Genomic DNA, 24,858 nt, shown 5'->3' on the forward strand with positions numbered 1-24,858 from the left:
CCTCCTTGTCAAACTTTGTCAGGCTGGGCACTGTCCACTAGAGCCAAGGCGCGACGGAAGACGTTCTTCAGACCCGCGTCGAACCCCTCCAATTCCCGGGTGAGGGTGTTCGCGGCCTTCCCCTTGATCGCTCCGCTGTCGATGAGTTTGAGCAGGTTCCGCACGTCATTGCCATGCTGATCAATCAGTTGCTCAATCTTCTGCCGAGCCGCGTCGATCTCCCCCTGCGTGGCCATGCATCTCCCGGGCGTGAAAACTTCCTCCGCAGTGTGATGAATATCCTCCGGTATGGTAGCCACGCACCCGCCCGAATAAAAGGCTCCTGGCAGGACTGGCTAATTGGTGTTGTTTCATCCCTAAACCCGGTACATTTCCCGATCTGGTCATTCGTGCCCGGTAAGGGGACGGCCGATCAAGATTCGATGCCGGACTTGTCCTGTTGTGGATCGGTGTGGGGGCGGGTGGCGGTCGACTTGACTACTGCTACCGCGACTGCGGTGGTGAGGGGGATGGCCAGTACGAGGCCGATGGAGCCGACCAGGGTGCGTATCACCTCTTCGGCTACCGCCTCGGTGCCGAGTACGTCGAGGAGGGGGCGGCCGTAGGTGTCGACCAGGAGGAGGATGGGGAGGGTGGCGCCGGCGTAGGCGAAGGCGATTGTGTAGACGGTGGAGGCGATGTGGTCGCGGCCGATGCGCATCGCGCTGGTGAACAGGTCGCGGGCTGAGCGGTTGGGGGAGAGTTCGTGGAGTTCCCAGACGGCGGAGGACTGGGTGATGGTCACGTCGTTGAGGACGCCGAGTCCGGCCACGATGATGCCGCACAGGACGAGGCCGGACAGGTCGATTCGCCCGTTGAGTGCGGTGAGCGCGACTCCTTCGGTGTCGGCGAGTCCGGTCAGGTGGGCGGCGTGGACCGCCCAGGTGCCGAGCCCGGCCGTGGAGAGTAGGCCGAACAGCGTGCCGACCAGGGCGGTGGTGGTCCGGGCCGAGAAGCCGTGGGCCAGGTAGAGCACGATGAACATGATGGCCGAGGAGCCGACCAGCCCGATCAGGAGTGGGGACTCGCCCGCGAGTAGTGCGGGCAGCATGAACCTCATCAGTACGAGGAAGGCGAGACCCAGGCCGATCAGCGCCGCCAGGCCGCGGAGCCGGGCCACCGCGACGACCACGACCGCGAACGCGATCGCCAGCACGCCGATGGGGGTCTGGCGCGCGTAGTCGTAGAAGCCGTAGGCCGACGGACCGTCGAGGTGGTTGAAGACGCGGGTCAACCTGATCCGGTCGCCGGTCCGCATGCCGGCCCGGTAGCTTTCCGCGGGCACGTCGACGTTGACGCGCTGACCCTGATCCCGCCCGGTCTCCACGAGGACTTCCACGTTGGCGCAGGTCACCATCCGTTGCGTCCCGGTGGGACCGGGACGCTGATTGATGGCCGGGCACTCGTACGGGCTGATGGCCAGTACCGTCGCCTCGGGATGGGTGACCCCTCGCGCGGGCTGGGGGTTCGCGGCGCCGGGGGCCGGCTGGTTCGTCTGCCCAGGCCAGAGCAGCGCCAGGCCGACCAGGGTCGCCAGCGCGAGCGGCACGAGCACCAGGGCGAGCACGATCAGCGTGCGGCGGGGGGTGGGGCCGCGTACGCCGTCATGGGTGTGGGCGTGCCTGGTCAACAGATCCTCCAGCTGGCGCCCGGCGGGCGGCAGGTCAGCCCGCTTCGGACGCTCGATGGGTGGAAGTCTTGGGTAGCGAAGATCAGCAGGTCAACCCGTCATCAGAACCGTTATAGGGATAAGTCGTACTACGCGGTGATATTTGCCCAGTTCGGCGGCAATATTGGGCAGGCCGATATGTCAAACCGTTACATCGCCGTCGCGGGCATGCGCTCGTTGAGCTGGGTGAGAAGGGTCCGAGCCTGCTCGTGGAAGTCGGCGACGCGGGCGAGCTTGATGTCCTCGTAGCCGCGGATCGCCTCCGGCAGGGCAGCGATCTCGGTCACGGCCTCGGCGGTGGCGGGGGTGAGCCGGGCCAGGGCCTGGCTCATCAGGTCGCGGTACTCGGTGATCAGGGCCCGTTCGACCCGCCGTACCTTCGCGTAGCCGAACACGTCGAGCGCGGTGCCCCGCAGCCCGCGGGCGGCGCGCAGCCCCCGGAACAGCAGCCCCGCCGAACGGCGCAGCCTGATCTTGCGCCGCATGCCCAGGGCCCGCAGCACCGGCGGGTGCAACAGGACCGACACCACGGCGCCGGGACCGAACTCGCGCTCGCGCCGCGCCTGCTCCGCCGGGTCCAGGTGCAGCCGGGCGACCTCGTACTCGTCCTTGTACGCCATGAGCTTGTGCAGCCCACGGGCGTACGCGAGCCCGACACGCGCGCCCGCCGCCTCCCCGGCGTTCTCGACGGCGAGCGCGGCCACCCGCCGCACATCCTCGGCATACGTCTGGGCGTAGGCCGCGTTCTGGTAACCGGTCAGGTCGGCCACCCGCACGGCCAGCGCCTCCTCCAGCGACTCAGAACCGGCCGCTTCCACCGGCGCAGCCGACGGATAGGCGGCCCGGAACACGGCCTCGCGGTCCAGTACGGCCGCGCGCCCCCAGCGGAAGGCCGCCAGGTTCTGTTCGACCGCGGCCCCGTTGAGCCGGATCGCCCGCTCGATCGCCGCCGCAGAGACCGGGACGCAGCCGTGCTGGTAGGCCGCCCCGACGAGCAGCAGGTTGGCGGGCATGTGGTCGCCGAACAACGCCTCGGACAGGCCGCCCGTGTCGAGGTAGAGGTTGCCGGCCCGGTCGGTGGCCGACTCGATGCGGGCGAGCGCGTCGTCGGGCGTGCCGGGTACGGCGACGCGCCCCGTGACCATGGCGGCGGTGGGCACGACGGCGGTGTTCACCACGGCGACGGTACGCTCCGGCGAGGCGGTCGCGAGGTTGCCGTCGGCGGCGGCGCCGAGCAGGTCGAAGCCGATCAGCACGTCGGCCGTGCCGCGCGTCGCGCGGATGGAGCCGATGATCGGCCACGGGGAGACGCGGACGTCGCTGACCACGGGCCCGCCCTTCTGCGCCAGGCCGGTCTGCTCGAGACCGGCCGCGTGCAGGCCGTCGAGGTGCGCCGCCATCTGCAGGATCTGCGAGACCGTGACGACGCCGGTGCCGCCGATGCCGGGCATGCGCAGCAGCACCGCCCGATCCGGGAAGCGCATGACCGGCTCGGTCAGTTCCACCGTGAGTTCCGGCACCGTACGCGGGCGGCGGGCGCGGGGCTCCACGAGCAGGAACGACGGGCAGTCGCCCTTGAGGCAGCTCAGGTCGGAGTTGCAGGACGCCTGGTGGATGCGGGTCTTGCGGCCGAACTCGGTCTCCACCGGCTGCACCGACAGGCAGGTGGAGACATCGCCGCAGTCGCCGCAGCCCTCGCACACCCGCTCGTTGATCACGATCTTGGCCCGCGGCGTGGGGAGGGTGCCGCGCTTGCGCAGCCGGCGTTCCTCGGCCGCGCACCGGTCGTCGTGGATCAGCACCGTGACCCCGTCGATTCCGGCCAGTTCCCGCTCCACGTCCGGCAGGTCGTCGCGGTGCCGTACCGACGCGATCGGCGCGAGCCGCACGCCGCGGTAGCCGTCCGGCTCGGGTGTGGTGACCACGATCCGGCGGACTCCCTCGGCGGCCAGCGACCGGGTCAGCGTGGGGACGTCGAGCCGGCCTTCGGCGCGCTGGCCGCCGGTCATCGCCACAGCGTCGTTGTAGAGGAGCTTGTAGGTCATGGTGACCCCGGCCGCGACGGCGGCCCGGATCGCCAGCGAGCCGGAGTGGTGGAAGGTGCCGTCGCCGAGGTTCTGCACGAAGTGCCGGTCCTGGGTGAAGGGGGCCAGGCCGAACCACTGGGCCCCCTCGCCGCCCATCTGGGTGATGCCGATCTGGGCGCCCCTGCCCTTGCCGTCCAGGGCGATCATGGCGTGGCAGCCGATCCCCGCGCCGACGAGCGTGGTGTCGGCGGTGCGGGTGGAGGCGTTGTGCGGGCAGCCCGAGCAGAAGAACGGCGTACGCGCGGCGACCACCGGGAGCTGGCGGCGCGGCTGGGGAGCCGGCGTCAGGACGGCCGCCGTCCGGGGCAGCCGGTCCGGGTCGACGCAGGCGGCCAGCGCCTTGGCCACGTCCGCGGCGCCGAGCGTGCCCCTGGCGGTCAGCAGGTCACGGCCGATCACGTCGGGGGACCAGGGGCTCCCGTACAGCGCCTGCTTGAGCTGGCCTTCCAGGAAGGGCGTCTTGTCCTCCACCACGAGCACCGTGTCGAGACCCGCGCTCATGGTCGCCAGGTCCTTGTGGTCGAGGGGGTACGGCATGGCGAGCCGGATCAGCCGGAGTCCGAGGTGGTCCATCGCAGCCTTGTCCACGCCGAGGTCGGCCAGCGCCCGCCGGACCACGGCGTAGCCGGCGCCGGAGGCGAGGATGCCCAGCTTGGCCTGCCGCGCCTCGAACATCACCCGGTTGAGCCCGTGGGCGCGCGCGTACTCGCGGGCGAGGCCGAGCCTGCGGGTGAGCATGTCGTGCTCGGCGTCCAGGGAAGCGGCGCCGACCAGGGTGGGCGGTTTGCCGCGGTTGGCCCTGGCCGGTGGCGGGAGGTCCGGCCGTACCGCGCCGAGGTCGACGGTGGCGGACGCGTCGGCGACGTCGGCGAGGATCTTCAGACCGGTCCACAGGCCGGTGGCGCGCGACAGCGCCACCGCGTGCAGTCCGAACTCGATGATCTCCCCGACCGAGCCCGGCGCCAGCAGCGGCATGGACAGGCTCTGGCACATCGGTTCGCAGGAACTGGGCACGGTGGAGGATTTACTCTCCGGGTCGTCCCCGATCCAGGCCACCGCTCCGCCGAGCGGCGAGGTGCCCATGACGTTGCCGTGCCGGATGGCGTCGGCGGCCCGGTCCAGACCCGGGTTCTTGCCGTACCAGAAGCCGGTCACCCCGTCGTGCCGGCGGCCGGGGACCTGGTCAAGCAGCTGCGTGCCGGCCACGGCCGTGGCGGCCAGTTCCTCGTTGAGCCCCGGACGGAACACCACCCCCGCGGGTTCGAGGAACTTCCTGGCCCGTCCCATCTCCAGGTCGAGGCCGCCGAGGGGGGAGCCCTGGTAGCCGGAGACGAAGACCCGCGTGTTCAGGCCGCGCTCACGATCCAGGCGACGCTGTTCGAGCGTCAGGCGGACCAGCGCCTGAACGCCCGAGATCAGCACTGTCCCGTCCGCTGCCGCGTACTTGTCGTCGAGCGACACCTGAAGGGGAGTCATGCTCACGCTCCTGGGGGGTGGTACGTGTAAGGACCCCAGCACAGCAACGCAATATGGACATACGCAAGTATCTGGCCACAAGATGCACACAAGACGCAAAAATCTCTACATTGACTCCAGAGTGGGCTCTTCTTCTTTGCGCAGAGGACGGAACATCGTGCCAGATGTGGATGACATCGACCATCGGCTGCTGAGTTTGCTGCGCGAGGACGGGCGCCGGACCTTCTCCGAGATGGCGGCCGAGGTCGGCCTGTCGGTGGCCGCCGTCAAACGGCGGGTGGACCGGCTCCGCGAGATCGGCGTGATCACCGGCTTCACCGTGCAGGTCGACTACGCCAAACTCGGCTGGGGCATCGAGGCCTTCACCGAGCTGCGCTACGCCGGGACCACGCCGGTCAGCAGGATCGTCCGTACCGCGACCGGCGTCCCCGAGGTGCAGGCGGTGTTCACCATCGCCGGTGACCAGGACTCCCTCATCCACATCCGCGTCCGCGACCTCGGACACCTCCAGCAGGTCGTCGACCGCCTGCGCCGCACCGGCGAGGTCACCGGCACCAAGACCCTGCTGGTACTCGGCTCCTGGAAACGCGACGCCGCCGGACCCCCGCTACCGGGGGGCGTTTGAGCATTGATGTGACTGGTGTGAAGGTCAGATTGGTAGCGGGCCGGTGACGTGCGATGATGGCGGCGCAATGTCAGCCACGATGCTGCTGAGAGTCGTCCGGGCCGCCGCCTTCGCCGTGGTCTCGGTCGTACTCGGCATCGGGGCGCACGTTTTCGCTGGTGGGGGCGTTTCCGCGGGCACTGTGGTGATCGCCCTGGTCGCGGTCTTCCTGTTCGCCGGTGTGCTGGCGGGGCGGGAACGATCCAAAGCGGTGATTTTCCCGGCGTTGGCGGCATCCCAGGCGGGGCTGCACGTGCTCTTCTCGTACGGGCACGGCGTGGAGCCGCTCGCGGCTCAGCACCATGCGCATTCGGGGCTGGGCATGCTGGTGGCGCACGTGTGGGCGGCCGGGATGACCGCGCTGTGGCTGGCGCGCGGCGAGGCCTTCGTGTGGGCGCTGCTGCGACGGCTGGAGAGCCGGTTGCGGCCCCTGGCCGTGGCGGTCGCCGATCCGGCGGACACCTCCAGCGTGCCGCCCATGGTGGAGCGGATCACGATCCCGCGTCCCGTCATGCTCGGCCATGAGGTGGGTCGGCGCGGCCCGCCGCCTTCTGTGAGCACCGTTACGGCCTGACCTTCTCAGGCCCACCAACCCCTGGATCAGGGGCGTTTCGGCGTGCGAACGCCGCCGAGTTCATCAGTGCTTGTCAGAAGGGCATTTCCATGTCAACGCGCCATGCCTTCGCATCACTCGCGCTGGCCGCCGTCGCGGCGGCCTCCGCCTGCGGCTCGCATGGAGCCGCATCATCCGTCGCCGCCGCGGTGACGGGTCCGATAGCTCCGGTGACCTCCTCGTCCACGGCGACGGCCACCGCGCTCACCATCACCGACCCCTGGGTCAAGACCACCAAGGAGGGGATGACCGCCGCGTTCGGCACCCTGGTCAACCACTCCGGCACCGACATCGTCGTGGTGTCGGCGAGCACGCCGTTCGCGCCCAAGGCGGAACTTCACGAAGTCGTGAACTCGGGCGGCAAGACCGTCATGCAGCCCAAGAAGGGCGGCTTCCTGGTCCCCGCCCACGGCACCCACGTGCTGAAGCCCGGCGGTGACCACATCATGCTCATGGGCGTCACGAAAGAGGTGAAGCCGGGGGCGGAGATCCCGTTCACGCTCACCCTCAAGGACGGAAGCACGTTCAAGTTCAACGCTGTCGGCAAGCCCTACGCGGGCGCCAAGGAGAACTACCAGCCGGGCGGCTCGCATGGTTGAACCGACCCCACCTCCGGCGCCGCGGTTCTCCCGGCGAGGGCTCATCAGGGGAGGGGCCCTCGCCCTCGGCGCGGCAGGCATCGGGATGGCGGGCGCCGGGGTGGCGCTCACCCAACCGCAGGACAGGACCGCCTCGACGGCGGCTGCGACGGGCGCCACCACCGAGCCCTTCCACGGGCCGCGCCAGGCCGGCGTGGCCACCCCCGCCCAGGCGCACGCGGTCTTCCTCGGGCTGGACCTGCGCGCCGGCGTCGACCGGGACGGCGTGACGCGGCTGCTGCGGCTGCTCACCGACGACGCCCGCCGTCTCACCCAGGGCAGGGCCGCCCTGGCCGACACCGAGCCGGAGCTGGCGGCGCTGCCCGCCCGGCTCACCGTGACCTTCGGCTTCGGCCCCGGCCTGTTCCAGGCGGCGGGCCTGGCCGCCCCGCCGTCCGTCGCGCCGCTGCCCGCCTTCTCCATCGACAAACTCCAGGACCGCTGGAGCGGCGGCGACCTGCTCGTCCAGATCTGCGCCGACGACCCCCTGACGGTCAGCCACACGCTACGCATGATCGTCAAGGACGCCCGCGCGTTCGCCACCGTCCGGTGGACCCAGCGGGGCTTCCGCCGCGCCGCCCAGACCGAGGAGCCCGGCCGCACCCAGCGCAACCTGATGGGCCAGCTCGACGGCACCGTGAATCCGCTCCCCGGCACCGCCGAGTTCGACCGCGCCGTCTGGAACAGCCACGGCACCACCCTGGTCCTGCGCCGGATCCACACCGACCTGGAGACCTGGGACGCCGCCGACCCCACCGCCAAGGAGTTCACCATCGGCAGGCGGCTGTCGGACGGCGCGCCGCTGACCGGTTCCCGCGAGCACGACGAACCGGACTTCCAACGGCTCACCCCGGCCGGGTTCCCCGTCATCTCGGAGTACGCCCACATCCGCCGCGCCCGCGTCGAGGACCCGGCCTCGCGGATCCTGCGCCGCCCCTACAACTACGACGACGGCCTCACCGCCGACGGCGTCCCCGACACGGGCCTGCTGTTCGCCTCCTACCAGGCCGACATCGCCCGCCAGTTCGTCCCGATGCAACAACGCCTGGCCGAAGCCGACCTGCTCAACGAGTGGACGACCCCGATCGGCTCGGCCGTGTTCCTGATCCCGCCGGGCTGCGGCCCTGATGGCTGGATCGGCGAGACGATCCTGACCTGAAGGATGACGGCTTTCGTTCCCGCTCACCGCGGGCCCCGGCTCTCTGGAGGGAGGCTCAGCCGGTGGGCGCGCCCACCGCGAAGACCGTCATCAGCTGGGCCAGCGTCCGGTAGTAGCCGACCAGCACGGTCAGGTCGATCAACTGCCGGTCGGTGAGCACCTGCGAGGCCGCCGCGAACTCCGCGTCGGTGACCGTGGCCGAGGTCAGCAAGGTCGCGACGAAGGTGGCGGCGGCGTTCTCGGCCGGGTCGGGGGAGTGGAAGGCGCCGAGCGAGAGCGCGGTCAGCTCGGGGCCGGTGAGTCCGGCCGCCCGGCCGACCCGCTCGTGCGCCCACCACTCGAAGGTGCTCCCCGTGGCGTGCGCCGTCTGCAGGATGGCGATCTCCCGGATCCGGGGAGTCAGGTCGGCGCCGAACCGGACGGCCGCGCCGAGAGCCTGCAACGCCAGGCCGACGCCCGGGGCGTGCAACATGATCCCGAACGGTCCGTGCAGCGAGCCGTCGGCGGCGGTGAGCGGAAAGTGTTGCACGCCCTTGGCCCGGTCTCCCCCCGCGATGGCCTGGTAGACCGCGTGCTGGGCCTCGTCCAGGTCGGCGGGGGTCAGCCGGGGCAGGCGCTCGGTCATCGCCGGCGACCGAAGACGAGCCAGCCGAGCAGGAAGCCCAGCAGGACGCCCGCCGCCGCCTTGCCATACCGGTCCCGGAGCACCGGGAGGATCAGCTCGGCGGCGTTGAGGCCGCCCGCCTCCGGTTCCTGCGGCGGCGGGGGTGGGGCCGCCGCTTCCCGGGGGGTGTCGGCGGGCACCAGCTGGGTGCTCAGGTTGCTGACGAACTGGCCGATCAGGCGGTTGCTGACGTCGGCGATGGCGCCCCGGCCGAACTGGGCCATCCGGCCGGAGATGTCCAGGTCGGTGTCGATCAGCACCCGGGTCCTGGCCGGGCCGACCGGTTCCAGGCGGGCGTGGATCCGGGCGGCGGCGGTGGCCTGCCCGCGGGGGTCCTTGCCGCTGGCGGCGATCACCGCGACCCGGGCCGCGTCGTCCCGGTGGTCGAACCTGGCCGTCCCGGTGAAGTGCGCGCCGATCGGGCCGACCTTCACCCGGACGCTGCCCAGGTAGGCGTCGCCGTCCCGGCCGTCCAGCCGGGCCCCCGGCATGCAGGGCGCGATGCGCTCCAGGTCGGTCAGGAGCGCCCAGGCCAGATCCAGGTCGGCGTCGAGTTCGAACTCGTTCTTGAGCAGCACGGTGTCAGCCCTTCCGGCCGGCCAGGCCCTCGATGACCTCGTCGGCGCCGCAGTCGAAGAAGGCCATGATCCGGCACGGGCACGCCTCGCCGCCCTCGATCTTCCACGGGAAGGCCCCGATGATCGCGCGCTGGTTGAGCACCGTCTTCAGGTCGCCGCCGACGTTCTCGGCGTGGATGCAGCCGTCCTGGAAGGCCAGGTGGTGCATGGGGAAGATATCGGAGGTGATCTCCCGGCCGGACATGTGGTGGGTGTAGGTGTACTCGCCGAAGAACTCCCGGTAGCTCATGCCCACGTGCTCCTCGAACTTCTTCAGCAGGTCGGGGCGCATGTTGCGGATGGTGGTGTTCATCGGGTGGTCGCCGGACCCGGCGTCGATGCCCCACCAGGCGATCTCCATCTCGGCCATCCACCTGGCCAGCCGCGGGCTGCCGCCCGGGTGCATGGTGAAGTAGCGGACCAGGTCCTGCTTCTCCCGGCCCTGGTAGTAGTCGATGAACCCGGTGTGGATGATCAGGATGTCACCCTTGCGGACCTCCACCTTGCCGGTGATGTGCTCGGGCTCGATGAGGTCCCAGTCGGACACCACGTCGGAGACGTCCACGATGGCCCCCGGGTGGATCAGCTTGGTCAGCGGCAGCGAGGCCATGTCCAGGCCGCCGTCGGTGCCGTGCATCGGGCCGTCCAGGTGGGTGCCGCTGTGCAGGGAGCTCTCGATCCGCTGCGAGACGATCTGGTTGGTCTGGAGGTTCTGGGTGTAGTACATCTTGCCGCCCGGGTAACCGACCCAGCCGGGAGTGTGGATGCCCCAGGGGTGGGTCAGGTCGACGATCCGCATGATGTGGCTCCGTTCAATGTGACTGATAGGTGTTCGATGGAAGTGAAATCTGATGGGCTGGTACGGCCGTTGACCGGGGTCACCGGGGGCTAGCCGAGCAGGCGGCGGACCTGGGCGGGATGGATGGGCACCGAGGTGATCGCGTTCGGCCGGCCCAGCGCGTCGTCCACGGCGGCGGCCACGGCCGCGGCGACCGCCGTGGTGCCGCCCTCGCCCGCGCCCTTCACCCCCAGCGGGTTGATCGGGCTGGGCGCGTCCTCGGTGATCAGGGTCTCGATCGGGGGGATCTCCAGGGCGGTGGGGATCAGGTAGTCCATGAACGTCGTGCAGAGCGGGGTGCCGTCCTCGGCGTACCGGAACTCCTCGTACAGCGCGCCGCCGAGGCCCTGCGCGACGCCGCCCGCGATCTGGCCCTCCACCAGGGTGGGGTTGAGCGCGCGGCCGACGTCGTAGCCGACGATGAACCGCTCGACGTGCGGCCGGCCGGTGCCCGGGTCGATCCGGACGACGGCGGCGTGCAGCCCGTACGGGTAGGTCATGTGGTCGGAGTGGAACCAGCCCTCGGCGGTCAGGCCAGGTGATTCCCCCAGCTCGGCCGCGCCGGACGGGTCCAGCAGGCGGGCGATCTCGGCCAGGGTGAGCGCCCGGGCCGGGTCGCCGGTCACCAGCACCCTGCCGTCCGCCAGGCCGAGGTCCTCGACCGGCACGCCGAGGGTGTGCGCGGCCACCCGGCGGGCCTTGCCCGCCAGTGCCCGCGCGGCGTTGGCGACCGCGGAACCGGCCATCACGGCCAGCCGGGTGGCGAACGCGCCCCGGCCGTACTCGAACTGGTCGGTACGGCCCCGGACCACCCTGATCGTGTCGTGCGCGATGCCCAGCACCTCGGCGGCGACCTGGGCCAGCACGGTGTCCACGCCCTGGCCGACCGAGGACGCGCCGCAGGTCACGGTGACCGCGCCGGAGCTGTCCACCGAGACCCGGGCCCCCTCGTACGGCCCGATCCCGCTCTTCTCCACGAAGAACGCGAATCCGAAACCGGCCAGCTCCCCGGCCGCCCGCCGTTCCGCGACGCTCCGCCGCACGCCGTCGAGGTCGAACTTCTCCCACACCTTCGCGCGCAGCAGCGCATAGTCGCCGGAGTCGTGCACGAGGTGGGTGCCCATCGCCTGAATCGGCCGCTCGTACGGCATCGCCCCGGCCGGGATGAAGTTGCGCTCGCGCACCTCCACCGGGTCCAGCCCCAGCTCACCGGCGATCCGGTCGACCAGGCGCTCGCGGGCGAAGGTGCCCTCGTACCGGCCGGGCGAGCGGTAGGTCCCGGCCGGGGTCTTGTGGGTCAGCCGGACCTGGGCGCGGGCCCGGAAGTGCGGGATGCGGTACGGCCCCGGCAGCATCGAGGCGGTCAGCGAGGCCACCGTCGCGCCGTGGGTGCGCACGTAGGCGCCCTGGTCCAGGACGAAGGCGGCGTCCAGCGCCTCGATCTCGCCGTCCGGCCGGACCAGGGCCCGCAGGCGGTGGTGCTGCCCGCGGGAGTGGTTGGTGGCCACCAGGTGCTCCTGCCGGTCCTCGATCCACTTGATCGGGCGGCGCAGCCGTACGGCGGCCAGGGTGACCAGGACGTCCTCGGGGTAGAGCTCGCCGCGCGGGCCGAAGCCGCCGCCGACGTGGGTCTCCCTGACCTGCACCTGCCGGGGCGGCAGGCCGCACATGGCGGCGACCGCCTCCCGGTTCCAGAACGGCACCTTGGCCGCGCCGTCCACGATCAGCTGCTGCTCGGCCTCGTCATAGACGGCCGCCAGGCCGCGGCACTCCATCGGCACGCCGGTGTGCCTGCCGATCCGGGCGTCCGTCTCGATCACCCGCCAGCCGGGTCCTGGGGCGGCGAAAGCGGCGTCCACGTCGCCGTACTCCACGGTGAAGGCGGTGGCCTGGGAGTCCTGCGCGGGCAGCTCGACGTCCAGGCCCGCCGCCCAGGTGGCCTGCTCGGCGTCGAGCCAGGCCGTCGGTTCCGCGTCGGCGTCCAGGTGCGCGGGCAGCGGGTCGAGGTCCAGCCTGACCAGCTCGGCGCCGTCCTCGGCCAGGTAGGCGGAGGTGGCGAAGACCACGGCCACCGGTTCGCCGACGTACCGGACGATCCGCCGGGCCAGCACCGGCTGCCGGTAGGGCAGCAGGTCGGCCAGCGGGGTCAGCCGGAACCCGATGGCGGGCAGCTCGGCGATGTCGGCGTGGGTCCACGCGGCCACCACGCCGTCCAGCAGCAGCGCCGGGGTGACGTCGACCGAGCGGATCCGGCCGTGCGCGATGGGCGAGCGCACCACCCGCATGTGCAACTCGCCCGGGCGGATGACGTCGGCGGCGAACCGGCCGGCGCCGCGCAGCAGCACCGGGTCCTCGATGCGCAGCGCCCGTGCCCCGATCATGGCAGCTCCTCGCCGCGCATGGCCCGGGCGGCGCACATCGTCGCGGTCAGAATGTTCTGGTATCCGGTGCAGCGGCACAGGTTGGAGGAGAGCACCTCGCGCAGCTCCGCCTCCTCCGCGTCCGGATGTTCCTCCAGGTAGCCGGCGACCAGCACGAGGAACCCGGGGGTGCAGAACCCGCACTGGAGGCCGTGGTTCTCCCAGAACGCCTGCTGCACCGGGTGCAGCCGCTCCTCGTCCGGAGCCAGGCCCTCCACCGTGCGCACCGAGCTGTCCTCGGCCTGGACGGCGAACATCAGGCAGGACCGGACCGGCTGCCCGTCCACCAGCACCGTGCACGCGCCGCAGACGCCGTGCTCGCAGCCCAGGTGGGTGCCGGTCAGGCCGCAGTCCTCGCGAAGCGCGTCGGCCAGGGTACGGCGGGGCTCGACCGCGATCTCGTACCGGTCGCCGTTGACGTAGAGGCGGAGGGGAATCGCGGACGTCATGGTGCGGTCCCTTTCTCGGTTCTGCGGACGTCGGTGCCGGTGCGGACGGCGGTCCTGACCCGGTGCGGGGTGGCGGGCAGGTGGAAGACGCCGAGGCCGAACGGCGCCAGCGCGTCGCTGACGGCGTTGGCGATGGCGGCGGGCGCACCGATGGTGCCGCCCTCGCCGACCCCCTTCGCGCCGGTGATCGACTCGGGGGAGCGGGTGTCCAGGTGCACGATCTCGATGCCGGGCAGCTCCGCGATGGTCGGCGGCAGGTAGTCCATCAGCGAGGTGGTCACCAGCACCCCACGCTCGTCGTAGATCAGCTCCTCGTAGAGCGCGTTGGCCACCCCCTGCGCCACCCCGCCGTGGATCTGGCCGTCCACGATGGCCGGGTTGATCAGCCGCCCGGCGTCCTCGGCGACCAGGAACCGGGTGACCGACACCCGGCCGGTCAGCGGGTCCACTTCGACCTCGGCGACGTGGCAGGCGTTGGCGAACGTCCCGGACGGGTCGTACAGGCCGACCGCCTCCAGCGCGGGTTCGCCCTTGTCGGGGATGAGATGCGCGTTCAGGTAGGTGTCCCGGGCCAGCGTCGCCAGCGACACCCCCGTCTCGTCCCCCGCCCGTACGGCCCGGCCGCCGGTGAGTTCGATGTCACCGGGCAGCCCGCCCAGCCGGTCGGCGGCGAGCACCCGCAGCCGGGCGGCCAGCTCCCGGGCGGCCAGCAGCGCCGCCCCGCCCGCGATCACCATCGCCCGGCTGGCGAAACTGCCCCACCCGTACGGCGTGGCGTCGGTGTCGGAGGCGATCACCCGGACCGCGTCCGGCGCCAGCCCCAGCTCGTCGCAGACCAGCTGGGCCAGCGTGGTCCGCAGCCCCTGCCCGTGCGGGGAGGCCCCGATCCGCAGCGTGAGCGCGCCGGACGGGTCCATGGTCAGGACCACCCGCTCGTACCCGGGGGTGATCAGCGGCGCGGGCTCCCGGCCGAGCCGGATCGGACGGGACCTGGCGGCGAAGGCGGGCGTGCCGTAGCCGGTGCGCTCGGCGAAGCAGGCGATGCCGAGGCCGAGGTAGCGGCCCTGGGCGCGGGCTCGCTCCTGCCGGTCCCGGAAGTCGTCCAGATCGGCCAGTTCGGTGGCCGCGCGCAGCGTCTCCAGGTGGGACGCCTGGTCCAGGACCAGGCCGCTGGGCGAGCGGTGCGGGAACTCCACGATCAGGTTCCGCTCCCGGATCGCGACCCGGTCAAGACCCAGCTCGGCGGCGGCCACGTCGAACAGCCGCTCCATGGCCAGCACCTGGACCGGCCGGGACACGCCGCGGTAGGGCGCGATCGGGCACTTGTTGGTGGCGATCGCCCGGGACCGCACCGAGTACTCCCGCACCCGGTAGGCTCCCGGCAGCTCGGCCATTGCCATCAGCGGCTCCACACCCCAGGTCACCGGGTAGCAGCTGTAGGCCCCGACGTCGCAGACGAGGTCGCCGCGCAGAGCCAGCAGCTCGCCGTCGGCGGCGAAGGCGCCGGCGATGTCGTAGACCTGCTCGCGGCTGTGCCAGGCGGCCAGGAAGTTCTCCTCGCGGGTCTCCAGCCAGGCGATGGACCGGCGCAGCCGCCGGGACGCCCAGACCAGGGCCACGTCCTCCCTGGCCAGCGCCATCTTGGCGCCGAAGCCGCCGCCCACGTCCGGAGCGACGACCCGCAGATCGTCCTCGCGCAGGCCGAGGGCGTCGGCGATGCCGGTCCGGATGACGTGCGGCATCTGGGTGGTCACGTGCAGGGTGGAGCGCCCGCCGGCCCGGTCGTAGGCGACATGCGCGGCGCGGGCCTCCAGCGGCATCGCGCTCTGCCGGGCCGAGCTGACCTGGATCTCGACGATCCGGTCGGCCCGGGCGAAGGCCGCGTCGAAGCCCTCGGTGTGGATACGGCCGTCCACCACGGTGTTGGGGTCGCCGGGATACGCCACCGCGTGCACCAGCGGCGCGCCGGGGGCCAGCGCCTGCTCGGCGGAGACCACGGCGGGCAGCGGCTCGATCTCGATGTCCACCAGCTCCAGCGCGTCCTCGGCCGCGGCCTCGGAGGCGGCGATCACCAGGCCGACCGGCTCGCCGACGAAGCGGACCATGTCTTCGGCCAGGATCGGGGTGTCCACCGCGACGAAGTCGGGCCGGTTCAGCACGGCCCTGATGGGCTTCACGCCGGCCAGGTCGGCCGCGGTGAACAGGGTAATGCCGGGTGGGGCGGTGACCGAGACCAGCCGCCCGGCGGCCACGCCGCTCCGGACGAACCGGGCGTGCAGGCAGCCCTGGTCGCGGGCGGCGATGTCGCCGACGTAGCGGCCCCAGCCGCGCACGATCGCCGGATCCTCCAGCCGGGGCAGCGCCCGGCCGGTCCAGGTCGGCGGCTCGGTCCCGGTCATCGCCGCGCGTCCAGGCCGAGCGCCCGGGGGACCAGGGCGCGGACGAGGTCCCGGCGGTAGGCCGGGTCGCCGTGCGCGTCGCCCGGCGGGTCGCAGTCGGCCGCGGCGGCTTCGGCCGCGGCGGTCACCAGCTCCGGCGACCAGCGTTCGCCGAGCAGGACCCGCTCGGCGGCGGCGCTGCGCAACGGCACCTCGGCCACCCCGCCCAGGCAGATCCTGGCCTCGGTGACCAGCCCCTCCTCGACCCGGACGGCGGCGGTGGCGGCCACGATGGCGAAGTCCCCCGCCCGCCGGGCGAACTCCGCGATGCCGGTGCGGTAGTGCTCGTCCAGCGCGGGCAGGGCGATCGAGGTGAGAATCTCGTCCGGGGCCATCGCGGTGGTGAAGACGGCCTGGAAGAAGTCCGCCGCCGGGATCACCCGGGTTCCCCTGGCCTGGCTGCGCACCGTCATCTCGGCGTCCAGCAGCCTGGCCACCAGGCACCACTCCGAGGCGGCGTCGCAGTGCGCGAGCGAGCCCCCGAACGTGCCCCGGGTGCGGATCGGCAGGTGGCCGACGTGGGCGGCGGCGCGGCGCAGCAGGCCGCCGAGCGGGCCGGGCAGCGGGTTGTGCTCCATCGCGTGGTGCCGGGTCAGCGTGCCCACCCGCACCCGGTCCCCGTCGCTCGCCAGGCCGGCCAGGCCGGGCACCCGGTTCACGTCGACGAGGCGGGCGGGGCGGGCCAGGCGGAAGTTCATCATCGGGATGAGGCTCTGACCGCCGGCCAGGATCTTGCTTTCGTCCGGGTCCTCGGCGATCGCCGCCAGCGCCTCGGTGAGGGTGCGTGGGCGGACGTACTCGAACGGGCTGGGCTTCACCAGGACTCCCCACGGTAGTTCAGGGAATAGACGTCCGTCCTGCGGTCCTCCCGGGGACGGATCGCCGGGCCGCGTACCCGGGCCGCGCGCACCGCCGCGATGTCGATCCGCACCAGGGCGGCGTCGGCCGCGGTGCGGGAGAGCGGACCGGCCAGCACCTCACCGTACGCGTCGCAGGCCACTGAACCGCCCAGGGTAGCCGGGCCCCCGTGCGAGGCTCCGGCCACCTGGGACACCGCGACCACGGCCACCTGGTCCAGGTTGGCCTGCGCGAGCACCGAGTCGACGTGGCGGGTGGCCCCGGCGACGGGGACGGTGCGGTCGAAACCCGCCACCCAGGCGGCGGGCGCGATCACCAGGTCGGCGCCCTGGAGGGAGAGGGCGCGCAGGACCTCCACGAACCGGAGGTCGTAGCAGACGCACAGGCCGAGCACGCCGTACGGCGTCTCGCGGACCGGCAGGCCCAGGTCGCCGGGGGTGTAGACGCCCTTCTCCCGGTCGAACAGGTGGAGTTTGCGGTAGTGCAGGACCGGTCCGTCCCCGTCCACCGCCACGACCGTGTTGAACAGATCGTCGCCGTCGCGCTCGCAGAAGCCGTACACGACCAGACCTGCCCGGCCGGCGACCCGGGTGAAGGCGGCCAGGCTCGGCCCGTCGAGCGGTTCGGCGACCGTACGGGCGAGCACCGGATCGACGACGTAGCCGCTGACCGCCAGCTCCGGCAGGACCACCAGGTCGGCGCCCGCCTGGAAGGCCGCCGCGGCCCGGGTGGCGGCCAGGGCGCGGTTGGCGGCGACCTCGCCGGCCACCACGTCGATCTGCTCCAGCGCGACGGTGGTCATCGCGTGGCGCCGGTCAGCGGCAGGGCGTCCACGTCCACCCCGGCGGCGCGCAGCATGTCGGTGTCCGCGGGGCAGGGGCCGCCGACGCTGACCACCCGCTCGCCCTGGTCGGCGGCCACCGCGTGCCAGTAGCCGATCTCGATGTGGATGGTGTCGCCGGGCCCGAATCGGAACTTCTCCCCGGTGGTCACGTTCTCCGCGGTGCCGTGCCCGGCCAGGATGTGGATGGTGTCCTCGGACTCGGCGTGCACGTGTTCCCGGTTGCGCTCGCCCGGCTCCAGGACGACGTAGTTCATGTTGGCGGTGACCGCCCCGGCGCCGAGCCAGACGACCAGCCGGGCATCGGCCGAGATGAACGGCACCAGCAGGCCCGGCCGGTCCCGGTGGTAGGTGGTCACGCCGGGCTCGGCGGGGGGTTCGGCGGGCGCGGTGCCGAGCGCCGGGTCCACTGGGCTGGGGCCGCCGACCAGCCGGGCTCCCGCCTCGGCCGCGAGTGTGTAGAGCGATCCGGCGCGGAGGTGCGCCATCGCGCCCTCGGCCAGCTCGTGACCGGCGGCGCGGCCCCCGGCCAGCTGTTCGGTGACCGTCACGGTGCCGCCGACGACGTAGTAGACGGCCTCGCCGGGATGGGCGAGCGCCCGGGTGGCGGCGCCCGGTCCCAGGTCGATGGCGTAGAGGCTGCGGCAGCGGGCGCCGGTGCCGGGTCCGATGATCTCTCGCCACGTGCCGCCCGCGACAAGGCCCAGGTCGGGGCCCCACTGGTCGGGGGAGACGACGCGCATGCCCGGGGAGGTCTGGTGGTTCTGCGTCACGCCAAGGACGATAGCATTCAATTGGATCGAACTTGTTAAGTGACGTTAAAATCCGTCATGACGGGACGAACGGCATCAGTCGATGTTGATCCACACCGCGACGGCCTCGTTCGCCCCGGAGTTGACGATGCGGTGCGGGCGGGCGGACGGGTAGGCGATCACGTCGCCCGCCGCCAGCTGGTAGATCTCACCGTCCAGCTCCACGGTGAGCGAGCCCGAGACCACCATGCCGAACTCCCGGCCGCGGTGATGGGTGGCCGCCGGGCCGCTCGCGCCGCCCGGCTCGTAGGTGTTGACCGCCATCTCGACCCCTGCCTGCGCGTCGCTGTGCGCCACCCGCCGGGTGGTGCCCTCCCCGGCCCGGATCAGGGTCTGCTCGGCCAGCCGGGTCACCGGCGATCCGGCGCCCTGGTCCGGCCGGTCGAAGAGGTCGTACATGTGCAGGCCGAGGGCGGAGGCCACCGAGACCAGCGTGCCGACCGAGGCGTTGGAGACGCCGCGCTCCAGCATGCTCAGCATGGAGGTGCTGATCCCCGTCCGCTCCGCGACCTCCTTGAGGGTCAGTCCCTGCCGGGAGCGCAGCTGCCGGATGCGGGCGCCCACCTGTGCCATGGTCTGGTCGGCGCTCTGCTGGTTCGGTGCGGGGAGAGCTGCGTCCGGCGCGTTCAAGGGACCTCCGATCCAAGGGTGGGCGGGCAGCGCCCACGGTTTCAGCCACAGTGAACTGGGTCAAGCGGTCTGTGGCCATCCCGCTCTATAAGCGGTGATGTTGCGTTAACAGTGTGTAACGAAGTTTAAACAATCTTGTACGCCTTCAATCATAGTGAAAGATCAGGTCGGCTGGACGGGTGTGGGGGTGGGTGCCGATTTCAGTGGCACTGTAACTACTTCATAGATATTTAACGCGCGACTATTGCATAAATCGGCTCGCACGCCACATAGTGGCTCGCACGCAGCCCGTCGGGAAGCTGCCGGACCACCCCCACCTCCACTCCCGAAGGACGATGCACATGATCATTAAGAAGTGGGCCACCGGCCTGGCCCTGGTCACCGCCGCCTCCCTCACCCTGACCGCCTGCGGCCGCGACGCCGGCGGCGACACCGCGAACGCCCCCTCCGCCCCCGCCGCCGCCATCGACGACAGCCCCGCCAAGGGCGAGATCACCGTCTGGGCGATGGGCGGCGAGGGCGACCAGCTGCCCAAGATCGGCGAAGCCTTCCAGCAGGCCAACCCCGAGGCCAAGGTGACCGTCACCGGCGTGCCCTGGGACGACGCCCCCACCAAGATCTCGACCGCCATCGCCTCCGGCCAGACGCCCGACATCACCCTGCTCAACCCCGACGCGCTCGCCACGTTCGTGGCCGCCAAGGGCTTCGCCCCCGTGCCCGCCGGCCTGATCGACGAGTCGGGCTTCGACGCCAACGCCATCGCCGCCACCAAGATCGACGGCACGAGCTACGCGGTCCCCCTCTACGTCGACACCCGGACCCTCTTCTACCGCAAGGACCTCGCCGAGAAGGCCGGCGTCAGCGCCCCCAAGAGCTGGGACGAGCTGAATACCTTCGGCGCCGCGCTGAAGAAGGCCGGGGCCAAGGACGGGCTGCTGCTGGCCACCGGCGAGGCCGGTTTCACCCACCAGGTGCTCCTGCCGTACGTCTGGCAGGCCGGGGGCGCCCTGACCAACGCCGACCAGACCGAGTTCACCCTGAACACCCCGCAGGTGATCGAGGGTCTGGCCAAGTACCAGTCGCTGGTCAAGGACGGCGTGTCCAGCCAGACCGGGACCTACGAGCCGTGGGGCTCGGTCGAGGAGCGGCTGGCCCGCGGCGAGATCGGCTCGGTGGTGAACGGCTCCTGGCTGATCGGTCCGCTCAAGGAGTTGCTCGGCGACGAGTTCGACCAGAAGATCGGCATCGCCACGGTGCCCGCCGGACCCGGCGGCGGCGTGAGCTGGCTCAGCGGCGGCCAGCTTGCCGTCTTCGCCGACGCCAAGAACCCCGACGGCGCCTGGAAGTTCATCCGGTTCATCTCCACCCCCGAGCAGGCCGCGCACTTCAGCGAGTTGACCGCCGACCTGCCCGCGGTCACCGCCGCGTGGGGCGTGGCCGGACTGGACAAGGACCCCGCCGTGGCGGTCTTCAACGACCAGCTCAAGTCCACCGCCACCCCGCCGGTCATCCCGACCTGGGCACAGCTCTCCTCGATCATCGACGGGTACGGCGAGCGGCTGGCCCGGGGCACCGTCACCCCGCAGGACGCGGCGGCGGGCCTGCAGAAGGACATGTCGGCCGTCGGCCTCAAGTAACCCCCGCTGCCCAGGAGACGTACCGAAATGAACCCCACCGCCAACGCGCCCGCGACGGCGGCCAGGCACGCCGTCCCGCACCGCCGCCGACGGCCCGCGTGGCGCCGGCGCCGCGCCCTGGCCGGCTGGCTGCTGGCGCTGCCGTTCACCGCGCTGTTCGCCGCCTTCATGATCGGGCCGCTCGGTGCCTCGCTGGCGCTGAGCTTCACCGACGCGACCAGCCGCGACCTGCGCACGCCGTTCGCGGTGGGGTTCGTCGGGCTGTCCAACTTCGCCGACCTGTTCACCGACGAGAAGTTCCTGCGGGCGGTCGGGAACACCCTCTACTTCGCCGGAGTCGGTGTGCCGCTCACCGTGGCCGTCGCGATGCTGATCGCGCTGGCCCTCAACAACGGCATCAACCGGTTCCGGGCGTTCTTCCGGGTCGGCTTCTACACGCCGGTGGTGACCAGCATCGTCGCCATCGCCGTGGTCTGGAAGTACATCCTGGAGCCGGACGGCCTGCTCAACCAGGGCCTGGCCGCCCTGGGCGTGACCGGTCCCGACTGGCTGCACGACACCGCCTTCGCGATGCCGTCGCTGATCCTGATGGCGATGTGGCGGAACATGGGCACGCTGATGATCGTGTTCCTGGCCGGGCTCCAGGGCCTGCCCGCCGAGGTGTACGAGGCGGCCCGGATGGACGGCGCCGGGCCCTTCCAGCGCTTCCGCGACCTCACCCTGCCGCTGATGCGGCCCACCATCCTGCTCGGCTGCGTGCTGATCAGCGTCTACTACTTCCAGTTCTTCGAGGAGGCGTTCGTGATGACCGGTGGCGGTCCGCTGGACAGCACGCTCTCGATCACCTACTTCACCTACAACCAGTTCGGCTACGGCGACTACGGGCACGCCTCCGCCGCCAGCTACATCCTGGCCGTCGCGATCGCCCTGGTGACGCTGGTGCAGTTCCGCGTCCTGCGCGCGAAGGACTAGAGCATTGACCATCAGAAACACCCGGCACAGCCGGTGGTACCTCTACATCCCGCTGCTGATCGGCCTCGGCCTGACCGTGCTGCCGTTCGTGTGGATGGTCAGCGGCGCGTTCAAACCGCAGAGCGAGATCCTCTCCGGCGAGTTCACCCTGCTGCCGGAGAACGGCACGCTGCGCAACTTCGCCGACCTGTTCACCCGGGTGGACTTCGGCTCGTACTTCGTGAACAGCGTGCTCGTCGCGGTCGCCGTCGTCCTGGGCAACCTGATCTTCTGCTCCATGCTCGGGTACGCGCTGAGCAAGATCGAATTCCCCGGGCGGCGCGCCCTGTTCGCGGTGGTCATGACCATGCTCATGGTGCCCACCGTGGTCACCTTCGTCCCGCTGTTCGTCCTGGTCACCCGGATGGGCCTGGCCAACACCTACGGCGCGCTGATCCTGCCGTTCCTGGCCACCCCGCTCGGCGTCTTCATCATGCGGCAGTTCATCCGCGAGATCCCCGACTCGCTGATCGAGGCCGCCAGGCTGGACGGCGCCGGCGAGTTCCGGATCTTCTTCACCATCATCATTCCGCTCTCCGGCCCCGCCCTGGCCACCCTGGCCATCCTCCAGTTCCTGTCCTCCTGGAACGAGTTCCTCTGGCCGCTGGTCGCCGCGCAGACCGAGGACATGTACACGCTGCCGGTGGGCATCGCGCTGATCTCGGCCGGCGCCAACACCGTCAACTACGGTCTGCTGCTGGCCGGGGCCACCGTGATCGTGCTCCCCATCCTGGTGCTGTTCCTGTTCCTCCAGCGCTACTTCATCCAGGGCATCTCCACCACCGGCCTGAAATGACGAAAGGCGAAACCCCCGCGATGTCCGCGAACCTGCACCGGCTCTGCGCCGAGCTCACCCTGGTGGAGAAGGTCTCCCTGCTGACCGGGCGCGACTTCTGGTCCACCCGGGAGCTGGCCCGGATCGGCCTGCGTTCGATCGTCTTCTCCGACGGCCCGTCCGGGATCCGCGGCCAGGCCTGGGACGAGCGCGACCCGTCGGTGAACCTGCCCTCGCCCACCGCCCTCGCCGCCGCCTGGGACCGCGCCGTGGCCGGCAGCTACGGGGCGGTGCTGGCCGGGGAGGCACAGCGCAAGGGCGTGGACGTGGTACTCGGCCCGACCATCAACATGCACCGCACCCCCGGCGGGGGCCGGCACTTCGAGGCGTTCAGCGAGGACCCGGTGCTCACCGCCGAACTGGCCGCCGCCTACACCGAGGGCATCCAACAGCACGGCATCGGTGCCACCCCCAAGCACTACCTGTGCAACGACTTCGAGACCGAGCGCTACACCGTGGACGTCCGGGTGTCCGAACGCGCCCTGCGCGAGGTCTACCTGGCGGCCTTCGAGGGCGCCGTCAGGCAGGCCGGCGCCTGGCTGGTGATGAGCGCCTACAACGCGGTCAACGGCGCCACCTCCAGCGAGAACCCGTTGCTGGAGACACCGCTCAACGACGAGTGGGGGTTCGACGGGGTCGTCATCGGCGACTGGACCGGCGTACGCAGCCTGAACAGCGCCCGGTACCCCCAGGACCTGGTCATGCCAGGACCGGACGGCCCCTGGGGGGAGGCTCTGGTGAAGGCGGTGGAGGCCGGGGAGATCGACGAGGCGGTGGTCGACCGCAAGGTGGTCCGCCTGCTGCGCCTGGCGGCCCGGCTCGGCAAGCTGGACGGCAGCCCGCTCGCCGTCCCCAGAACCACCCCTGACCTGGACCCGGTGCGGTTCGCCAGGGAGGCCGCCGCCGAGGGCGCGGTGCTGCTGGAGAACCGGGGCGTGCTGCCGATCGACCCATCCGGGGTGCGCCGGGTGCTCGTCGTCGGGCACGGCGCCGCCCACCCCCGCACCCAGGGCGGCGGCAGCGCGACCGTGGTCCCCGCCCACGTGGTCACCCCGCTGGACGGCATCCGGGCGGCCTTCCCCGCCGCCCAGGTCACCTACCGGCCGGGGCCGCTGGTCGAGAACGGGCTCACCCATCTCGCGCCCGGCCGGATGACCAACCCCGCCACCGGCGAGCCCGGCGCGCGGGTGCGCTTCCTGGACGCCCACGGCTCCGTCATCCACACCGAGGAGCGCCGCTCCAGCGACCTGGTCTGGTTCGGCGGCGACGCCCCCATCGAACGCGCCGCCACCGTGGAGGTCAGCACCCGCTACCTGCCGGAGACCGGCGGCGAGATACGGCTCGGCGTCAGCACCCTCGGCCTGCTCCAGGTCACCGCCGACGGCCAGGTGGTCGGCGAGCGCCACATCGAACCGGTCGGCACCGACCTCGGCGCCGCCCTGCTCGCCGCCCCCGTGGAAGCCTTCCCGTTCGCCGTACACCAGGACCGGCCGGTCGACCTCAAGCTGACGCTCGCCCCGCGCCGGGCCGACGCGGGCCTGCGCAACGCGCTCGGCTTCCGGATCGGCCTGCTCCCACCCGAGATCGACGATGAGCGGCTGATCGCCGAAGCCGTCGCCGACGCCCGAGACGCCGACCTGGTCGTGGTCGTCGTCGGCAGCAACAAGGAGTTGGAGGCCGAAGGCGCGGACCGCCACACCCTCGCCTTGCCCGGCCGCCAGGACGACCTGGTCGCCGCGCTCGCCCAGGCCAACCCGGCCACCGTCGCCGTGGTCAACTGCGGCGCCCCCATGCTGCTGCCGTGGGCCCGCGACGTGGGCGCCGTGCTCCAGGTCTGGTTCGGCGGCCAGGAGATCGGCGGCGCCGTCGGCGACCTGCTCACCGGTGCCGCCGAACCCGGCGGGCGGCTGCCCACCACCTGGCCCGCCGACGAGGCCCAGGTGCCCATCCTCCGGATCGAGCCGGTGGCCGGCCAGGTCCACTACGACGAGGGCGTCCACGTCGGCTACCGTAACTGGCTCCGCCTCGGCCGCACCCCCGCCTACCCCTTCGGCCACGGGCTCGGCTACACCACGTGGGCCCTGGAGGACCTCCGCGCCCCCGCCGCCGTCGACCCCGCCGCCGTCGACCCCGCCACCGACGACACCTTCACCGTCCGGGTCCGGATCCGCAACACCGGCGACCGGGCGGGCAAGCAGGTCATCCAGTTGTACTGCGCCCGCGCCGAAACCGCGATCGAGCGCCCGGTGACCTGGCTCGCCGGTTTCGCTACTGTACGACTGGCTGCGGGCGCGACCGGCGAGGCCGAGATGCGCATCCCCGTCCGGGCCTTCGCCCACTGGGACGGGGGGTGGGCGTACGAGCCGGGGGACTTCACCCTCACGGCCGGGTTCTCCTCCGCCCACCGTCCGCTGACCGCCACCGTCCGCGTCGGCTGACCGGCGGTCCCGGGATGCGCGGCAG

Annotated in this window: 21 protein-coding genes; 8 read left to right on the top strand and 13 right to left on the bottom strand. The window is 71.7% G+C overall.

Going from position 1 to position 24,858, the window contains the following annotated elements:
• Nucleotides 1–8 precede the first annotated feature (8 nt).
• The 3 genes from KIP79_RS30050 to KIP79_RS30060 all read right to left on the bottom strand — a co-directional run bounded on the left by KIP79_RS30050 (nt 9) and on the right by KIP79_RS30060 (nt 5,313).
• Entirely contained in the window at nt 9–236 is a 228-nt protein-coding gene (locus KIP79_RS30050; RefSeq protein WP_214108321.1) for a hypothetical protein, read from the bottom strand.
• Nucleotides 237–412: 176 nt separating this feature from the next.
• Nucleotides 413–1,669, bottom strand: a complete 1,257-nt coding sequence (locus KIP79_RS30055) for a YibE/F family protein (protein ID WP_214108322.1) — start codon at nt 1,667–1,669, stop codon at nt 413–415.
• 188 nt (nt 1,670–1,857) lie between these two features.
• The gene (locus KIP79_RS30060) at nt 1,858–5,313 is read right to left on the bottom strand and encodes an indolepyruvate ferredoxin oxidoreductase family protein (RefSeq protein ID WP_443611864.1); all 3,456 of its coding nucleotides are present in this window, start codon (nt 5,311–5,313) and stop codon (nt 1,858–1,860) included.
• A gap of 115 nt (nt 5,314–5,428) precedes the next feature.
• On the opposite strand from KIP79_RS30060, the gene KIP79_RS30065 reads away from it, so the two are divergent.
• The 4 genes from KIP79_RS30065 to KIP79_RS30080 all read left to right on the top strand — a co-directional run bounded on the left by KIP79_RS30065 (nt 5,429) and on the right by KIP79_RS30080 (nt 8,345).
• Nucleotides 5,429–5,896: an Lrp/AsnC family transcriptional regulator gene (locus tag KIP79_RS30065; protein WP_214108324.1), complete on the top strand. Its 468-nt coding sequence runs from the start codon at nt 5,429–5,431 to the stop codon at nt 5,894–5,896.
• 79 nt (nt 5,897–5,975) lie between these two features.
• Entirely contained in the window at nt 5,976–6,509 is a 534-nt protein-coding gene (locus KIP79_RS30070) for an MFS transporter (RefSeq protein ID WP_214108325.1), read from the top strand.
• 89 nt (nt 6,510–6,598) lie between these two features.
• Nucleotides 6,599–7,147, top strand: a complete 549-nt coding sequence (locus tag KIP79_RS30075) for a copper chaperone PCu(A)C (RefSeq protein ID WP_214108326.1) — start codon at nt 6,599–6,601, stop codon at nt 7,145–7,147.
• Nucleotides 7,140–8,345 (top strand): Dyp-type peroxidase, encoded by a 1,206-nt coding sequence (locus KIP79_RS30080; RefSeq protein WP_214108327.1) that lies wholly within the window; start codon nt 7,140–7,142, stop codon nt 8,343–8,345. Before KIP79_RS30075 ends, KIP79_RS30080 begins: the two co-directional genes overlap by 8 nt.
• Nucleotides 8,346–8,400: 55 nt before the next feature.
• Here the strand turns inward: KIP79_RS30080 and KIP79_RS30085 are convergent, their stop codons facing one another.
• The 10 genes from KIP79_RS30085 to KIP79_RS30130 all read right to left on the bottom strand — a co-directional run bounded on the left by KIP79_RS30085 (nt 8,401) and on the right by KIP79_RS30130 (nt 18,912).
• On the bottom strand, nt 8,401–8,970 hold the full coding sequence (locus tag KIP79_RS30085; RefSeq protein ID WP_214108328.1) for a carboxymuconolactone decarboxylase family protein: 570 nt from the start codon (nt 8,968–8,970) through the stop codon (nt 8,401–8,403).
• The gene (locus KIP79_RS30090; protein WP_214108329.1) at nt 8,967–9,587 is read right to left on the bottom strand and encodes an SRPBCC family protein; all 621 of its coding nucleotides are present in this window, start codon (nt 9,585–9,587) and stop codon (nt 8,967–8,969) included. The genes KIP79_RS30085 and KIP79_RS30090 overlap by 4 nt, the downstream gene beginning before the upstream one ends.
• Before the next feature lie 4 nt (nt 9,588–9,591).
• Nucleotides 9,592–10,425, bottom strand: a complete 834-nt coding sequence (locus KIP79_RS30095) for a cyclase family protein (protein WP_214108330.1) — start codon at nt 10,423–10,425, stop codon at nt 9,592–9,594.
• Nucleotides 10,426–10,514: 89 nt separating this feature from the next.
• Nucleotides 10,515–12,845: a xanthine dehydrogenase family protein molybdopterin-binding subunit gene (locus KIP79_RS30100; protein ID WP_214108331.1), complete on the bottom strand. Its 2,331-nt coding sequence runs from the start codon at nt 12,843–12,845 to the stop codon at nt 10,515–10,517.
• Nucleotides 12,842–13,333: a (2Fe-2S)-binding protein gene (locus KIP79_RS30105; RefSeq protein WP_214108332.1), complete on the bottom strand. Its 492-nt coding sequence runs from the start codon at nt 13,331–13,333 to the stop codon at nt 12,842–12,844. Before KIP79_RS30105 ends, KIP79_RS30100 begins: the two co-directional genes overlap by 4 nt.
• Nucleotides 13,330–15,732, bottom strand: coding sequence for a xanthine dehydrogenase family protein molybdopterin-binding subunit (locus tag KIP79_RS30110; protein ID WP_214108333.1), 2,403 nt, complete (start codon nt 15,730–15,732; stop codon nt 13,330–13,332). The genes KIP79_RS30105 and KIP79_RS30110 overlap by 4 nt, the downstream gene beginning before the upstream one ends.
• Nucleotides 15,729–16,589: an FAD binding domain-containing protein gene (locus KIP79_RS30115; protein ID WP_214108334.1), complete on the bottom strand. Its 861-nt coding sequence runs from the start codon at nt 16,587–16,589 to the stop codon at nt 15,729–15,731. The genes KIP79_RS30110 and KIP79_RS30115 overlap by 4 nt, the downstream gene beginning before the upstream one ends.
• On the bottom strand, nt 16,586–17,431 hold the full coding sequence (locus tag KIP79_RS30120; RefSeq protein WP_214108335.1) for a nitrilase-related carbon-nitrogen hydrolase: 846 nt from the start codon (nt 17,429–17,431) through the stop codon (nt 16,586–16,588). The genes KIP79_RS30115 and KIP79_RS30120 overlap by 4 nt, the downstream gene beginning before the upstream one ends.
• Nucleotides 17,428–18,243: a cupin domain-containing protein gene (locus KIP79_RS49705; RefSeq protein ID WP_214108336.1), complete on the bottom strand. Its 816-nt coding sequence runs from the start codon at nt 18,241–18,243 to the stop codon at nt 17,428–17,430. Before KIP79_RS49705 ends, KIP79_RS30120 begins: the two co-directional genes overlap by 4 nt.
• Nucleotides 18,244–18,318: 75 nt before the next feature.
• Nucleotides 18,319–18,912, bottom strand: a complete 594-nt coding sequence (locus KIP79_RS30130) for a cupin domain-containing protein (protein WP_214108337.1) — start codon at nt 18,910–18,912, stop codon at nt 18,319–18,321.
• 341 nt (nt 18,913–19,253) lie between these two features.
• On the opposite strand from KIP79_RS30130, the gene KIP79_RS30135 reads away from it, so the two are divergent.
• From KIP79_RS30135 to KIP79_RS30150, 4 genes are read left to right on the top strand one after another with little or no spacing between them, the layout of a single operon-like run.
• Entirely contained in the window at nt 19,254–20,549 is a 1,296-nt protein-coding gene (locus tag KIP79_RS30135; RefSeq protein WP_214108338.1) for an extracellular solute-binding protein, read from the top strand.
• A gap of 27 nt (nt 20,550–20,576) precedes the next feature.
• Nucleotides 20,577–21,521: a carbohydrate ABC transporter permease gene (locus KIP79_RS30140; protein WP_214108339.1), complete on the top strand. Its 945-nt coding sequence runs from the start codon at nt 20,577–20,579 to the stop codon at nt 21,519–21,521.
• A gap of 4 nt (nt 21,522–21,525) precedes the next feature.
• The gene (locus KIP79_RS30145; protein ID WP_214108340.1) at nt 21,526–22,356 is read left to right on the top strand and encodes a carbohydrate ABC transporter permease; all 831 of its coding nucleotides are present in this window, start codon (nt 21,526–21,528) and stop codon (nt 22,354–22,356) included.
• On the top strand, nt 22,353–24,833 hold the full coding sequence (locus tag KIP79_RS30150) for a beta-glucosidase family protein (protein ID WP_214108341.1): 2,481 nt from the start codon (nt 22,353–22,355) through the stop codon (nt 24,831–24,833). The genes KIP79_RS30145 and KIP79_RS30150 overlap by 4 nt, the downstream gene beginning before the upstream one ends.
• The last annotated feature ends 25 nt before the right edge of the window (nt 24,834–24,858 follow it).

The sequence above is a fragment of the Acrocarpospora catenulata genome, from assembly GCF_018476525.1.
In the GTDB taxonomy this organism is placed as follows: domain Bacteria; phylum Actinomycetota; class Actinomycetes; order Streptosporangiales; family Streptosporangiaceae; genus Acrocarpospora; species Acrocarpospora catenulata.

Coding starts and splice junctions, on each gene's coding strand:
- KIP79_RS30050 (WP_214108321.1), bottom strand. CDS start 236: ATGGCCACGCAGGGGGAGATCGACGCGGCTCGGCAGAAGATTGAGCAA.
- KIP79_RS30070 (WP_214108325.1), top strand. CDS start 5,976: ATGCTGCTGAGAGTCGTCCGGGCCGCCGCCTTCGCCGTGGTCTCGGTC.
- KIP79_RS30075 (WP_214108326.1), top strand. CDS start 6,599: ATGTCAACGCGCCATGCCTTCGCATCACTCGCGCTGGCCGCCGTCGCG.
- KIP79_RS30080 (WP_214108327.1), top strand. CDS start 7,140: ATGGTTGAACCGACCCCACCTCCGGCGCCGCGGTTCTCCCGGCGAGGG.
- KIP79_RS30085 (WP_214108328.1), bottom strand. CDS start 8,970: ATGACCGAGCGCCTGCCCCGGCTGACCCCCGCCGACCTGGACGAGGCC.
- KIP79_RS30095 (WP_214108330.1), bottom strand. CDS start 10,425: ATGCGGATCGTCGACCTGACCCACCCCTGGGGCATCCACACTCCCGGC.
- KIP79_RS30100 (WP_214108331.1), bottom strand. CDS start 12,845: ATGATCGGGGCACGGGCGCTGCGCATCGAGGACCCGGTGCTGCTGCGC.
- KIP79_RS30105 (WP_214108332.1), bottom strand. CDS start 13,333: ATGACGTCCGCGATTCCCCTCCGCCTCTACGTCAACGGCGACCGGTAC.
- KIP79_RS30110 (WP_214108333.1), bottom strand. CDS start 15,732: ATGACCGGGACCGAGCCGCCGACCTGGACCGGCCGGGCGCTGCCCCGG.
- KIP79_RS30120 (WP_214108335.1), bottom strand. CDS start 17,431: ATGACCACCGTCGCGCTGGAGCAGATCGACGTGGTGGCCGGCGAGGTC.
- KIP79_RS30135 (WP_214108338.1), top strand. CDS start 19,254: ATGATCATTAAGAAGTGGGCCACCGGCCTGGCCCTGGTCACCGCCGCC.
- KIP79_RS30140 (WP_214108339.1), top strand. CDS start 20,577: ATGAACCCCACCGCCAACGCGCCCGCGACGGCGGCCAGGCACGCCGTC.
- KIP79_RS30150 (WP_214108341.1), top strand. CDS start 22,353: ATGACGAAAGGCGAAACCCCCGCGATGTCCGCGAACCTGCACCGGCTC.